12 protein-coding genes are annotated in these 13,598 nt (G+C 60.4%); 9 read left to right on the top strand and 3 right to left on the bottom strand.

Annotated features, from left to right (window positions below):
- Positions 1 to 81: 81 nt before the first annotated feature.
- Complete coding sequence (locus tag NTD81_RS20610) at positions 82 to 294, top strand: cold-shock protein (protein ID WP_058066694.1); 213 nt, start codon at positions 82 to 84, stop codon at positions 292 to 294.
- Between the two features lie 108 nt (positions 295 to 402).
- Positions 403 to 897, top strand: coding sequence for an RDD family protein (locus NTD81_RS20605; RefSeq protein WP_262184617.1), 495 nt, complete (start codon positions 403 to 405; stop codon positions 895 to 897).
- Positions 898 to 948: 51 nt separating this feature from the next.
- Here NTD81_RS20605 and lptG read toward each other — a convergent pair whose 3' ends face one another.
- The gene (lptG, locus tag NTD81_RS20600; protein WP_262184615.1) at positions 949 to 2,010 is read right to left on the bottom strand and encodes an LPS export ABC transporter permease LptG; all 1,062 of its coding nucleotides are present in this window, start codon (positions 2,008 to 2,010) and stop codon (positions 949 to 951) included.
- A complete protein-coding gene (gene lptF, locus NTD81_RS20595) occupies positions 2,003 to 3,124 on the bottom strand; it encodes an LPS export ABC transporter permease LptF (protein ID WP_262184777.1) in 1,122 nt (373 codons plus the stop codon). Before lptF ends, lptG begins: the two co-directional genes overlap by 8 nt.
- A 141-nt stretch (positions 3,125 to 3,265) precedes the next feature.
- Here lptF and NTD81_RS20590 point away from each other — a divergent pair, with 141 nt between their 5' ends.
- The 7 genes from NTD81_RS20590 to rlmF all read left to right on the top strand — a co-directional run bounded on the left by NTD81_RS20590 (position 3,266) and on the right by rlmF (position 12,217).
- Positions 3,266 to 4,756: a leucyl aminopeptidase gene (locus NTD81_RS20590; protein WP_262184614.1), complete on the top strand. Its 1,491-nt coding sequence runs from the start codon at positions 3,266 to 3,268 to the stop codon at positions 4,754 to 4,756.
- A gap of 129 nt (positions 4,757 to 4,885) precedes the next feature.
- Entirely contained in the window at positions 4,886 to 5,305 is a 420-nt protein-coding gene (locus NTD81_RS20585) for a DNA polymerase III subunit chi (RefSeq protein WP_262184612.1), read from the top strand.
- A gap of 9 nt (positions 5,306 to 5,314) precedes the next feature.
- A complete protein-coding gene (locus NTD81_RS20580; RefSeq protein WP_262184611.1) occupies positions 5,315 to 5,719 on the top strand; it encodes a DNA polymerase III subunit chi in 405 nt (134 codons plus the stop codon).
- A 307-nt stretch (positions 5,720 to 6,026) separates the two neighbouring features.
- Positions 6,027 to 8,858, top strand: coding sequence for a valine--tRNA ligase (locus NTD81_RS20575; RefSeq protein WP_262184610.1), 2,832 nt, complete (start codon positions 6,027 to 6,029; stop codon positions 8,856 to 8,858).
- A gap of 70 nt (positions 8,859 to 8,928) precedes the next feature.
- Positions 8,929 to 9,225, top strand: coding sequence for a winged helix-turn-helix domain-containing protein (locus NTD81_RS20570; protein WP_262184609.1), 297 nt, complete (start codon positions 8,929 to 8,931; stop codon positions 9,223 to 9,225).
- Between the two features lie 6 nt (positions 9,226 to 9,231).
- Positions 9,232 to 11,061, top strand: a complete 1,830-nt coding sequence (locus tag NTD81_RS20565; protein WP_262184608.1) for an SLC13 family permease — start codon at positions 9,232 to 9,234, stop codon at positions 11,059 to 11,061.
- Positions 11,062 to 11,161: 100 nt separating this feature from the next.
- Positions 11,162 to 12,217, top strand: coding sequence for a 23S rRNA (adenine(1618)-N(6))-methyltransferase RlmF (rlmF, locus tag NTD81_RS20560; RefSeq protein WP_262184607.1), 1,056 nt, complete (start codon positions 11,162 to 11,164; stop codon positions 12,215 to 12,217).
- Positions 12,218 to 12,273: 56 nt separating this feature from the next.
- Here the strand turns inward: rlmF and NTD81_RS20555 are convergent, their stop codons facing one another.
- Complete coding sequence (locus NTD81_RS20555; RefSeq protein WP_262184606.1) at positions 12,274 to 13,518, bottom strand: SLC13 family permease; 1,245 nt, start codon at positions 13,516 to 13,518, stop codon at positions 12,274 to 12,276.
- Positions 13,519 to 13,598 lie beyond the last annotated feature (80 nt).

Here is a 13,598-nt window from a genome sequence, read left to right as displayed (position 1 = left end):
CGCAATACTCCTTGCAACCAGTATTCAGCCCCTCATAACGAGTAGCGGCTGTCACCAACTCAAGTTTCAAGGAATATAAAAATGTCGAATCGTCAGAACGGTACCGTCAAGTGGTTTAACGACGAAAAAGGTTTTGGTTTTATCACTCCAGAAAGCGGTCCGGATCTGTTCGTACATTTCCGCGCTATTCAGGGCAACGGCTTCAAGAGCCTGAAAGAAGGCCAAAAAGTCAGCTTCATCGCTGTCCAAGGTCAAAAAGGCATGCAGGCTGACGAAGTTCAAATCGAACAATAAGTCTGCTGCTGTGAAGAACCCCTGATGCACGCATCAGGGGTTTTTTTATGCCCGCAGCCCGCTCTTTGCTACCCTAGGCGCTCCGTTTGCCTTAGCTAAGAGTCAACCATGCCGAAACACCTGCTGCGCCCGCAGGGTGAATTCCCCAGCGCTGGCCTGCCCCGCCGCCTTGCCGCCATGTTCTATGACGCCCTGCTGTGCCTGGCGTTGTTGATTGTCGTTAGTTTTATCTACAAGCTGATCCAGATGGGTATCTACGGCGAAGCTAAATTACGTCAGCTGTCCGATGCCGGCGCCCTAGATGGTGATCCGCTGCTGTCGACCACCCTGGTGTTGTGCCTATTTGGCTTCTTCGCCAAGTTCTGGACCCACAACGGCCAAACGCTGGGCATGCAAGTGTGGGGTATACGCGTGCAAAACAGCGATGGCAGCGCCATCAGCCTGTGGCAGGCGCTGCTGCGTTTTCTCGTGGCCGTCCCCTCTTGGCTGGCCTGTGGTCTGGGTTACCTATGGCTGTTGTGGGATAAGGACAAGCGCACCTGGCACGATAAGTACTCGGACAGCCAAGTGGTGCAGCTACCTAAGAACATCCATAAGAAGTAAGCGCGCAGAAAAAAGCCGGCATATTTGCCGGCTTTTTTATTCATCTTCAGGCTAGCCTGCGCGGCGCAGCAACCAAGCCCCGGCCAAGGCACAAATACCCGCCGGCACCAACACCGCCAGCAGTGGCGAGAAGCCGAAGACTAAGCTCGATGGGCCCAACAGGTCTTGGGCGATGCGGAACACAAAGCCCACCAACACCCCGGTAAATACCCGCTGACCGAGGGTTACCGAGCGCAGCGGGCCGAAGATAAAGGAAATCGCCATCAGCACCAACGCAGCGGTCACCAGCGGCTGCAGCACCTTGGTCCAGAACGACAGCCAGTAGTGGTTGTTATTCAAGCCTTGGGCAGCCAAGTAATGGATATAACTCCACAGGCCGGTCATCGACAAGGCGTCCGGCGCCAGCACCACGGTGCCGAGCAATTGCGGGGTCAGGGCAATATCCCAACGTTCTTTGTCTTTGTTCACCACTTCGCTGCTGCGCTCATGCAGCAAGGTGCTCTGCACATCTTGCAGCTCCCAGTGGTCGCCCTGGTACAGGCCACGCCGAGCAAAGCTGGAGGACAACAAACGCTTGTTCTCATCGAACTGGTAGCGCGTCACCCCGAACAACACACCATTGGGCTGCACGGCGTTGATGTGGATGTATTCGCGGCCCTGGCGATGCCACAGACCATGCTTGGCGCTTTGCGCCTCGCCGCCACCCTGAGCCAAGGCACGGCTGGCCTGAGCTTGGTTTTCGGTATAAGGCGCCAGATACTCGCCAATCAGCAGGCCGACCAGCATCAGCACCAACATGGGCTTCATCACCGCCCAGACGATACGCCCGATGGAAACCCCGGCCGCGCGCATGATGGTTAATTCGCTGTTACTGGCCAGCGAGCCAAGGCCGATCAAGCAACCGATCAAAGCCGCCATCGGCAACATGTCATACAGACGCCGTGGCCCGGTCAGCAGCACGTACCACAGGGCATCGAGCAGGCCGTAGGTCTCATCGACATCGCTCAATTCATCAATAAAGGCGAACAGCAGCGCCAAGCCAACGATAATGCCCAGCACGCCGAGGATGGCGACAAACACCTGGGTTCCGATATAGCGATCCAGCTTACGCATGAGCGACGGCCCTCCCGGCACGACGAGCCGCCCAGCGCAGACGCAGAGGCTCCCAATACAGCAGCAAGGCACCTACTGCAGCGAAAATCAGATGCACCCACCACAGGCCCAAGACCGGTGGAATCTTGCCCTTATCCAGGGCACTACGGGCGGCGATCAGCAAGGACAGGTAGGCCATATACAACAGAATGGCCGGCAGCAATTTGAGGAAGCGGCCCTGGCGCGGGTTCACTCGCGACAGCGGCACGGCTAGCAAGGTGACGACAAACACCAGAATCGGCATGGACAAGCGCCACTGCAGTTCCGACTGCAGGCGTTTATCGTCGCTGCCCAATAATGCATGGGTCGGCATCGCTTCACGCTCGGTCACGTCAGCCGCCACTTCTGGCTTGGGCAGCAACACCCCGTAGGTTTCGTACTTAATCGCCCGGTAGTTAGCCTGACCGGGGTTACCGTCAAAGCGATAGCCGTTTTGCAGAATCAGGTAGCGACTGCCGTCGGCCTTGATCTCCTGGTGACCTTTGTCCGCGACCAATACCGCAATGCCGCGCTCTTTATCGCCGGCGCGGGTCAGTTGCTTCTCGGAGATAAACACCCCCGACAACTCCTTGCGGTCATCCGCCAGGGACTCGGCGTAGGTCACCCGCAGGCCGTTTTTCATCGACTGAAAGCGCCCCGGCTCCAGGGTATCCAGCTCAGTCAGGGTGCTTTGCTGGTTGAGAATCTTCGCCACATGGCCAACCCCCTGCGGCGCCAAGCCCATGCTCAGCCAGCCGGCCAAAACCGCGACCACCACCGCCGGCAGCATGCTGTAGCCAAGCAGCCGTTGCTGGCTCATGCCGGTGGCGCTGAGCACAGTCATTTCGCTATCAAGGTACAGACGGCCGTATGCGAGCAGGAAGCCTAAGAACAAGCCCAGCGGCAAAATCAGTTCAAGGAAGCCGGGAATGCGGAAGGCCATGATCCACAGCAGCACACCGGGATCCAACGCCCCCTGCGCAGCCTGCGCCAGGTAGCGAATAAAACGGCCACTCATAATGATGATCAGCAGCACCGCACTTACGGCGCTCATGGTCAGCAAGACTTCGCGGGACAAATAGCGGAATACAATCAAACCAGACACTCCAGGGTTGTCAGGCTCAGGCGGCTAAGCTCACACTAGCCGCACTGCTGCCGGCTCGCCCTCGGGGCGAACCATCGGAAATTGCCGGCATTATCCTGAAATACCGACTTGTTGTCTTGGGGACGCCACCTAATGGAATTTATTGTTAAGAACGCTCGTCCGGAAACACTGAAAACCGCCACCCTGGTCGTCCCTGTTGGCGAAGGCGGCGCACTAGGCGCTAGCGCTAAAGCCATAGACAGTGCCAGCGCCGGTGCGATCAGTGCCCTGCTCAAACGTGGCGACCTGGCCGGCAAGCTCGGGCAAACCCTGCTAATCCACAGCCTGCCTGCCCTTAAGGCCGAACGCGTGCTGCTGGTCGGCATCGGTAAAGATAGCGAATTAACTGACCGCCAGCTGCGTAAAGTGGCCAGTGCTATCTACAGCAACCTGAAAACCCTGGCCGGCAGCGACGCCGTGCTGGCTCTCGACGAGCTGCAAGTCAAAGGTCGTGACAGCTACAGCAAAACCCGACTGCTGGTCGAAATCCTGGCCGACGCCGGTTATTGCTTCGACCGTTTCAAGAGCACCAAGGCTGAAGCCATCAGCCTGAAAAAACTCACCCTGCTGGCAGGCAAAGCCAATTTGGCTGACGTTGAACGCGCCAGCCAGCACGCTCAGGCCATCGTCAACGGCATGAGCCTGACCAAAGATTTAGGCAACCTGCCGCCAAACATCTGCCATCCAATCTTCCTCGCTGAACAAGCCAAGGCCCTGGGCAAGGCGTTCAAAGGTCTGAAGGTTGAAGTTCTGGACGAGAAGAAGATCAAAGAACTGGGCATGGGTTCCTTCTATGCCGTCGGCCAAGGCAGTGCGCAACCGCCACGCCTGATCGTGATGCAGTACAACGGTGGCAAGAAGAGCCAGAAGCCTTACGCGCTGGTGGGTAAAGGCATCACCTTCGACACCGGCGGCATCAGCCTCAAGCCGGGCGCCGGCATGGATGAAATGAAATACGACATGGGCGGCGCCGCCAGCGTATTCGGCACCCTGCGTGCGGTGCTTGAGCTGCAACTGCCGATCAACCTGGTTTGCGTGCTGGCCTGTGCCGAGAACATGCCCAGCGGCACCGCTTCGCGCCCTGGCGATATCGTCACCACCCTGAGCGGTCAAACCGTCGAGATCCTCAACACCGACGCCGAAGGCCGCTTGGTACTGTGCGACGCCCTGACCTACACCGAGCGCTTTAAGCCGCAAGCGGTGATCGACATCGCCACCCTCACCGGCGCCTGCATCGTCGCCCTCGGCTCGCACACCTCGGGCCTGCTGGGCAACAACGATGAGCTGATCGGCCAGTTGCTTAAAGCTGGTCAGCAAGCCGACGACCGTGCCTGGCAACTGCCGCTGTTTGACGAATACCAAGAGCAGCTCGACAGCCCGTTTGCCGACATCGCCAATATCGGCGGGCCGAAAGCCGGCACCATCACCGCGGCTTGCTTCCTGTCGCGCTTCGCGAAGAAATTTAACTGGGCGCATTTGGATATCGCCGGCACCGCGTGGATCAGCGGCGGTAAGGATAAAGGCGCTACCGGTCGTCCGGTGCCGCTGCTGACTCAGTATTTGCTCGATCGCAGCCAAGCCTAACAGCGGCGAATCAGTCTAGAATGCCAGCCCTATAGGCGTTCTAGACTGTGTCTTACGCCGTACAGCGTTCATCTATTCCCTGCCCTCGCCCTGTGGCGTGGGCATTTTTACTGGCGCAATCCACAGCCCATGCCTCGCATCGAATTCTACGTACTGTCCTCCGCTACTGCGGCCGAACGTATCCGCGCCGCCTGCCAACTCGCGGGTAAAGCCTGGCGCGCGGGCGTACCGGTGTTTTTACGCGGCAGTGATGCGCAGCAGTGCCAGGAGCTGGATGATTGGCTGTGGCGCTTTCGCGCTGAAAGCTTTGTGCCCCACAGCCTGTATCAGGACGACGCCCAGGCGCCGGTTGTGATTGGTTTGGATGAGCAGCCCGAGGTGGCCCAATCCGTGCTGATCAACCTAGCCAGCAGTTTGTCACCACAGGTTGAGCACTTCAGCCGGGTGATTGAAATCGTCAACCAAGAGCCCGAGTTACTGACCGCCTGCCGGGAGAATTTCCGCAGTTACCGCCAGCGCGGCTATGATCCCAAACGAGTCGAATTGTAATAAAACACCATGGATAACCCGAAGCCCACGCAAAAGCCCGCCCACCTGCTCAATGATCTGGAGTCGATCCGCCAACTGCTGGGCGACGAACAGGTCGAGCCGCCGTTGTTAATCGACTCCCTGGACCCCAACAGCATTCCCCTGCTGTCCGATGTGGTCAACGCACCGCACCAAGCCCCTATCGACCAAGCCAACCTGCCCACCAGCGTGCCCCCGGCAGTACAGGCCCTGCGCGAAACCGTGGCGCAAAGCATCAGCCGCGACAGTGAAGTTAACCGCCTGGATAACGAGCTACGCGCCGCCGCCCAACTGATCCTGCAAGACGTGATCGACGACTTCGTGCCGCAGATCGAAGCCGAACTTAAGCAGCGCCTACAAGCCCGCCTCGCCCGCCTCTTGCCGCCTCGCCGTTAAAACTCGCTTTCGGGCCTTGCGACCCTGCTCTGAAGCAAGGACAGCAGCCGCCTCCGTCGCCTGGATTATCCACAGGCGTAACCGGCCTTGAGATACGCCCGGTCGCGCGGTTAACACGGCGCAGCCGCTTGGCCGCCGTGGATAAAGGTGGCCACATGCACCGCCACACAAGACCAGGCTGTGGCGGCTCAACAGCTGGCGCCACTCCCCCTCTGTCCGTCCCAATGCCTTTGGCCTTACGCCAGCGGGGCCTTCCCCGCTATACTCCGCGGTTTTCCCGATTAGCCGTCATAAGGGTCCCGCCGCGATGGACAAGACCTACCAGCCGCACGCCATTGAAACTGCCCTGTACCAAAACTGGGAGGCGAATAATTACTTCGCCCCGCAAGGCTCGGGCGAGCCTTACACCATCATGATCCCGCCGCCGAACGTCACCGGCAGCCTGCACATGGGCCATGGTTTTAACAACTCGATCATGGACGCGCTGATCCGTTTCCGCCGCATGCAGGGCCGTAACACCCTGTGGCAGCCGGGCACCGACCACGCCGGGATCGCCACCCAGATGGTGGTTGAGCGTCAGCTCGCTGCTGAAGGCATTGGCCGGCACGATTTGGGCCGCGACCAGTTCCTGGAGAAAGTCTGGCAATGGAAGGAACAATCCGGCGGCACCATCACCCGGCAGATCCGGCGCCTGGGCAGCTCGGTCGACTGGTCGCGCGAACGCTTCACTATGGACGAAGGCCTGTCGGAGGCGGTGAAAGAAGCCTTCGTGCGCCTGCATAAAGATGGCCTGATCTATCGCGGCAAGCGTCTGGTGAACTGGGACACCAAGTTCCACACCGCCATCTCTGACCTAGAAGTGGAAAGCCACGACGAGAAAGGCAGCCTGTGGAACCTGCGTTACCCCCTGGCCGATGGTAAGAAGACCGCTGAAGGTCTGGATTACCTGATCGTCGCCACCACTCGCCCGGAAACCATGCTCGGCGACAGCGCCGTCGCAGTGAACCCGCTGGATGAGCGTTATCAGGCCCTGATCGGCAGCTTCGTCGAGTTGCCGTTGGTTGGCCGGCGCATCCCGATCATCGCTGACGATTACTGCGACCCTGAGTTCGGCACCGGCTGCGTGAAGATCACCCCTGCCCATGACTTCAACGACTATGAAGTCGGCAAGCGCCACAACCTGCCGCTGATCAACATCTTCGACAAGAACGCCGCCGTGCTGGCCACCGCCCAAGCGTTCAACCTCGACGGCAGTGTGAATGACCAGTTCGACGGCAGCCTGCCGGCGAAATACGCAGGCCTGAATCGCTTCGAAGCACGCAAGCAAATCGTTGCCGACTTCGACGCCGCCGGCCTTTTGGAAAAAATCGAAGATCACGCCCTCAAGGTGCCGAAAGGCGACCGCTCCGGCACCATCATCGAGCCATGGCTGACGGACCAGTGGTACGTCTCCACCAAGCCGTTGGCAGAAAAAGCCATCGCCGTGGTAGAGAGCGGTGAAATCCAGTTCGTGCCCAAACAGTACGAGAACATGTACTTCAGCTGGATGCGTGATATCCAAGACTGGTGCATCAGCCGTCAGCTGTGGTGGGGCCACCGTATCCCGGCTTGGTACGACGACTCCGGCAATGTCTACGTCGGCCGCGACGAAGCCGAAGTGCGCGCCACCCATAACCTGGGCGACGCCAACCTGCGTCAGGACGAAGACGTTCTCGACACTTGGTTCAGCTCCGGCCTGTGGACCTTCTCCACCCTCGGCTGGCCACAGCAGACCGACTTCCTCAAGACCTTCCACCCCACCGACGTGTTGGTGACCGGTTTCGACATCATCTTCTTCTGGGTTGCCCGGATGATCATGCTGTCCACCCACCTGACCGGGCAGATTCCGTTCAAGACCGTGTATGTGCACGGCCTGGTACGCGACGGCCAGGGCCAGAAGATGTCCAAGTCCAAGGGCAACGTGCTGGACCCGTTGGATATCGTCGACGGTATCGATCTGGAAGCCCTGGTGACCAAGCGCACCAGCGGCATGATGCAGCCTAAGCTGGCCGAAAAAATTGCCAAGCAGACCCGCGCCGAGTTCCCCGAAGGCATCGCCGCCTACGGCACCGATGCCCTGCGCTTCACCAACCTGGCGCTGGCCTCTACTGGTCGTGACATCAAGTTCGACATGGGCCGCGTTGAGGGTTACCGCAACTTCTGCAACAAGATCTGGAACGCCGCCAACTTCGTCATCGAGAACACCGATGGCCAGGACACCGGCGTTAACGGTGAGCCCGTCGAGCTGTCGTCGGTGGATCGCTGGATCATCTCGGCCTTGCAGCGCACTGAAGCCGAAGTGACCCGTCAGCTGGACGCGTTCCGCTTCGATATGGCCGCACAGGCGCTGTACGAATTTATCTGGGACGAGTACTGCGCCTGGTACCTGGAACTGGTCAAGCCAGTGCTGTGGGACGAGAACGCACCGCTCGAACGCCAGCGCGGCACCCGTCGCACCTTGGTACGCGTGCTGGAAGTGGCGCTGCGTTTGGCCCATCCGTTTATGCCCTTTATCACCGAAGAAATCTGGCAGCGCATCAAAGGCCAAGCCGGCGTCAGCGGTGACACCATCATGCTGCAGCAGTGGCCTGTGGCCAATGAAGAGCGCATCGACGCGGCTGCCGAAGGCGATATCGAGTGGGTCAAGCAACTGATGCTGGGCCTGCGTCAGATCCGTGGCGAGATGAAAATCTCCATGGCCAAGCGCATCGACATCATCCTCGCCAACGCCAACGACGAAGACCGTCGCCGCCTGGCCGACAACCTGCCGCTGCTCAACAAGCTGGCCAAGCTGGAATCGGTACGGGTGCTGGAAGCCGGTGAAGAAGCGCCGATGTCCGCCACCGCACTGGTCGGTGAGATGCAGGTGCTGGTGCCAATGGCCGGGTTGATCGATAAAGACGCCGAACTGGCGCGTCTGGATAAAGAAATCGCCCGTCTCGACGGCGAAGTGCAACGCGTCGGCGGCAAGCTGAGCAACCAAGGTTTTGTCGCGAAAGCCCCAGCCGAGGTGCTGGAGAAGGAGCGGGCCAAATTGGCCGAAGCAGAACTGGCTCTGCGCAATATGGTCGAGCAGCGCGGCAAAATCGCCAACCTGTAAGCGTCCAAGGCCCGCTCTTTAGCGGGCCTTTTTTATCCACGCAGCCGTCACCTGTGCTTAAGGACATGCAATGGAAGTCAGCAAAACTAAAACCAGCTTTTACCGCCGCTTGTACGTGGCCTGGCTGATCCATAGCGGCGCAGCCACCAGCGTGCCAGCCTTGATGGAAGCCACCGGCATGCCGCGGCGCACCGCCCAGGACACCCTGGCCGCACTGGGCGAGTTGGATATTCTCTGCGAATTTCAGCAAGAAGCCGGCGAGCGCAATAACGCCGGGCACTACCAGATCCGCGACTGGGGCGCGATTAACCCGCAGTGGATCAGCGCTAACCTCAACGCGATCAAAACCCTTTTGGGCTATCCCTAAGCGGTTATGAGTATCGACCTAATCAGCGTCCTCGGCCTGCTGGCCGTGGCCGTCGGCATGTTTGTCCTGAACAAGCCGCGCACCGATGTGGTGGCCTTGCTGATGCTGGTCTCCCTGCCGCTGACCGGCGTGCTGAGCATGGACGAGGTGCTGGCCGGTTTTAGCGACGCCAACGTGATTCTGATTGCCGCGCTGTTTGTGATCGGCGATGCCTTAGTGCGCACCGGCATTGCCTATCACCTCGGTGACTGGCTGGTGGCCCGGGCCGGCAGCAGCGAAACACGCTTGATTATTCTGCTGATGCTGGCTGTGGCAGGGCTGGGCTCGGTAATGAGTTCTACCGGCGTGGTGGCGATCTTTATTCCGGTGGTACTCGGTGTTTGCGCCCGCCTGCGCATTGCCCCTGCGCGCTTGATGATGCCGTTGGCTTTTGCCGGGCTGATCAGCGGCATGCTCACCTTAGTCGCCACGCCCCCCAATTTGGTGGTGCACGCCGAGCTGCGCCGCGCCGGTCTGGAAGGTTTCAGCTTCTTCGCCTTTACCCCGATTGGCCTCACCGTGTTAGTCCTTGGCGTGGTGTATATGCTGCTGGCCAGGCGTTGGCTAGGGCAACGTGCCGAGCAGCGTGGCGGACAAATCCCGCAACTGACGATGGCCGATTTGGCCGCGCGCTATCGCCTGACCGAACGGGAGCGGCGCCTGAGCCTCAAGCCTAACTCGCCACTGGTTAACCAGCGTTTAAATGAGCTGGAGCTGCGCCGCGATTACGCCATTAACGTGATCGCCATTGAACGCCGGCAACGCCTGCGCACCTTACTGCTTAACGCCACCGGCAACACGGTATTGGAGCCGGGCGATGTGCTGCTGGTGGATATCGCCAGCCCGACCATTGGCCTGCTCGGCGCTTATCAGCAACTGGGCTTGGAGCCGCGCGCCCTGCCCCACTCCTACTTCAGCCTGCATGCCCACGAGCTCGGCCTGGCGGAGGTGGCCTTGCCGCCGGAGTCGCAACTGCCGGGCAAGACCATCCAAGAGCTGGGATTCCGCTCACAGCACAAACTCAATGTGGTCGGCGTGCGCCGTCAGGGCCAGGCGCTGGAAGGCGTTTTGGTGGATGAAAAACTGCATGCCGCCGACACCTTGCTGGTCGCCGGCAACTGGACTGACATCCACCGCCTGCAAGGGCAAAGCCGCGACTTCTTAGTGCTTAGCCTGCCTGCTGAAGTGGCCGAGGTGGCGCCCGCGGCGCGCAAGGCCCCCTACGCCCTGCTGTGTTTGCTGGTGATGGTCGGCTTGATGGTTAGCGGTGTGGTGCCCAATGTGCAGGCCGCGCTGATCACCTGCCTGCTGCTCGGCGCGTTTCGCTGCATTGATCTGCCCAGCGCCTACCGCGCCATTCACTGGCCGACGCTGATTTTGATCGTCGGCATGCTGCCCTTTGCCCAAGCATTGGCGAAAACCGGCGGGGTTGATCTGGCCGTCCAAACCCTGGTCGGCAGCCTCGGCGCTGCCGGCCCGCACCTGCTGCTCGGCTGCCTGTTTGCCCTCACCGCGGTGATTGGCTTGTTTATCTCCAATACCGCCACCGCCGTGCTCATGGCGCCAGTCGCCATCGCCACTGCCCAAGCCCTGGATGCATCACCCCTGCCCTTTGCCATGACCGTGGCGCTGGCGGCTTCAGCGGCCTTTATGACGCCGATTTCCTCTCCCGTGAACACGTTGGTGCTGGGGCCGGGGCAATACCGCTTTGGTGATTTTGTCCGGGTCGGCGTGCCCTTTACCTTGCTGGTGATGCTGGTTTGCGTGCTGCTGGTGCCCTGGTTGTTTCCGCTGTGATGCGCAACGCGGGCCTTTGATCAGGCGCGCTGGCGATTGAGCAAGCAGGCGCGGGCAAAGCATGGGAAAATCCGCGCCTTGATTGTCTAGATACCGAGTTATGTCCAAGTCGCCGAAAGCTCCCCGTAACGTCCGCCCGCCAGCCGCTGGTGGCCACCCCAGCAAGCCCGCCAAGGCAACCAAGGCCTCTGCGCCAACGGCCAAACTGGCGGCGAGCAAGGGTGAGCTGCACCCGCGTAATCGCCATCAAGGTCGCTATGACTTCCCCGCGCTGATCGCCAAAAGCCCGGAGCTGGCCGAGTTCGTGATTCTTAACCCCTACGGCAAACAGTCCATCGACTTCGCCAACCCGGCGGCAGTCAAGGCGTTTAACCGCGCCTTGCTCAAGCAGCAGTACGGCATCGCGCACTGGGATATTCCGCCGGATTATCTGTGCCCGCCCATTCCGGGACGCGCCGATTATCTGCACTACTTAGCCGACCTCTTGGCCTTGGGCAATGACGGCGTGATCCCCCGGGGGCCACGCCTGCGCGCACTGGATATCGGCGTAGGCGCCAACTGTATTTATCCGCTGCTGGGTAACCGTGAATACGGCTGGCAGTTTGTCGGCGCTGATATTGCCGACAGCGCCCTTAGCTCGGCCAAGGCTATCGTGCACAGCAATGGTTTAGACAAGCTGATCGAGCTGCGCAAGCAAGCTGACAGCCAGCAGATCTTTAACGGCCTCCTTAACGCGGATGAACGCTTTGATCTGACCCTGTGCAACCCGCCCTTCCATGCCAGCGCCGCCGAGGCCAGCAGCGGCAGCAAGCGCAAATGGAAGAACCTCGGCAAGCTCGACCCTAAGCGCAAACTGCCGGTGCTGAACTTCGGCGGCCAGGCAGCCGAGCTGTGGTGTCAGGGGGGCGAAGCGGCCTTTGTCAGTCGTTTGATCGAACAAAGTGTGGCCGTGGCTAAGCAGGTGCTGTGGTTTAGCAGCCTGATCTCCAAGGCCGCTAACCTGCCCTTGGTCTACGCCGCACTGGCCAAGGCCGGCGCCGTACAAGTGAAGACCGTGGAGATGGCCCAAGGGCAAAAAATCAGCCGTTTTGTCGCCTGGACCTTCCACAGCACCGAACAACAGCAAGCCTGGCGCCAGCATTACTGGGCCGAGTAAAACGCTGATGGGCTGCCTGCCAGCTAATCGCTAGCCGGGCAGCCCGCCGCCCAGCCCTACCAAGGCAACCAACCGCCTAGACCCAACCAGGCCACGGCCACCGCCAGGCTGAGCAGCGTGACCGGCAGGCCGCTGCGGGCGAAGTCCATAAAGCCCAGTTGCACGCCTTGACGCTGGGCACTTTCGGCCACGATCAAGTTAACCACGCTGCCGATAATCAACAGGTTGCCGGCCAAGGTGGAAAGAATCGCCAAGCTGATCAGCAACCCCTGGCTGGCTTCCGGGAGCACGCCCAACAGCAAAATAACCAAAGGCACATTGCCAATCAGATTGCCGCCCACCAGCGCCACCCCGGTTAACGACCAGAGCCCCTCAGGCAGCCAGCCGGCCTCACTCAACTGCTGCGCCAGCGCGGTGATCTGCGGCAGCTCGACGGCCGCGCCGGTGACAATAAACAGCCCGGCGAAGAGCAGCAGCAGGTTCCAGTCCACCTGCTGCACATAGTCGCGGCTGGCAAAACGTCGCGAGATCATCAATGCCGCGGCCACGGCCAGGGCAGAAAACTCCCGCGGCAAGCTGCTGGAAAACAGCATCAGCAGCACCGCACTGGCGAGCAAAGGTTTGAGGTAGCTACGCGCGCCATACACCTGCTGCGCCGGGGCGCCCTCATCCGCCGGCGGCACGGGCTGCGCCACGCCCCAGCGCTTATGCCACTGCCAGTAGATCACGCCATAGCTGATAACCAATGCGGCCAACGCCGGCACCGCCGCCACCGCCATATAGCCCCAGAAATCCAAGTTACCGGCCTGGCCCAAGAGGATATTTTGCGGATTGCCGATCAAGCTCGCGCTGGAACCGGCATTGGCCGCCAACGCCAGGGCCAACAGAAACGGCCGTGGGTCGAGCTGGCGCGCCAGCAAGCTATGGCACAGCAGCGGCGTCAGGGCGAAAGCGACGATGTCATTGACCAGGATGGCCGACAGCAAGCCAGATAACAGCACCACCCCCAACAGCAACAGCGCCGGGCGATCGGCCCAGTGACTTAAGCGTTGATTAAGCCAGGCATACACCCCGGAAAAATCAAACTGCGCACTGATCAGCATCAGCCCCAGCAGCAGCAATAAAGCGCCGGCATCCAAATGGCTGGCGGCCTGCTGCGGCGTCACTGCGCCGCTAAACAGCAACAACACCGCTGCGGCCCCCGCCAGCCAACTGCGATCCACCCGCAGCCCCGGCAGCCGGCCCAGGGCCATGCCTAAGTAGGTAAGAACAAATAAACTTGTTACCAGCCAAAACGCCATGGAGTCCGCCGCACTCAATCAATGCAAACGGGCACTCTACTGGTCCAAATGATTGGGGAAAACTGTCCAGCAGAAAAATC

The organism is Pseudomonas sp. 5P_3.1_Bac2, from assembly GCF_025465995.1.
Taxonomy (GTDB): domain Bacteria; phylum Pseudomonadota; class Gammaproteobacteria; order Pseudomonadales; family Pseudomonadaceae; genus Aquipseudomonas.
The sequence above is the reverse complement of the archived record's forward strand: the minus strand, read 5'-3'. Positions and strand labels throughout refer to the sequence as shown.

Coding starts and splice junctions, on each gene's coding strand:
- NTD81_RS20610 (WP_058066694.1), top strand. CDS start 82: ATGTCGAATCGTCAGAACGGTACCGTCAAGTGGTTTAACGACGAAAAA.
- NTD81_RS20605 (WP_262184617.1), top strand. CDS start 403: ATGCCGAAACACCTGCTGCGCCCGCAGGGTGAATTCCCCAGCGCTGGC.
- lptG (WP_262184615.1), bottom strand. CDS start 2,010: ATGCGTAAGCTGGATCGCTATATCGGAACCCAGGTGTTTGTCGCCATC.
- NTD81_RS20590 (WP_262184614.1), top strand. CDS start 3,266: ATGGAATTTATTGTTAAGAACGCTCGTCCGGAAACACTGAAAACCGCC.
- NTD81_RS20585 (WP_262184612.1), top strand. CDS start 4,886: ATGCCTCGCATCGAATTCTACGTACTGTCCTCCGCTACTGCGGCCGAA.
- NTD81_RS20580 (WP_262184611.1), top strand. CDS start 5,315: ATGGATAACCCGAAGCCCACGCAAAAGCCCGCCCACCTGCTCAATGAT.
- NTD81_RS20575 (WP_262184610.1), top strand. CDS start 6,027: ATGGACAAGACCTACCAGCCGCACGCCATTGAAACTGCCCTGTACCAA.
- NTD81_RS20570 (WP_262184609.1), top strand. CDS start 8,929: ATGGAAGTCAGCAAAACTAAAACCAGCTTTTACCGCCGCTTGTACGTG.
- NTD81_RS20565 (WP_262184608.1), top strand. CDS start 9,232: ATGAGTATCGACCTAATCAGCGTCCTCGGCCTGCTGGCCGTGGCCGTC.
- rlmF (WP_262184607.1), top strand. CDS start 11,162: ATGTCCAAGTCGCCGAAAGCTCCCCGTAACGTCCGCCCGCCAGCCGCT.
- NTD81_RS20555 (WP_262184606.1), bottom strand. CDS start 13,518: ATGGCGTTTTGGCTGGTAACAAGTTTATTTGTTCTTACCTACTTAGGC.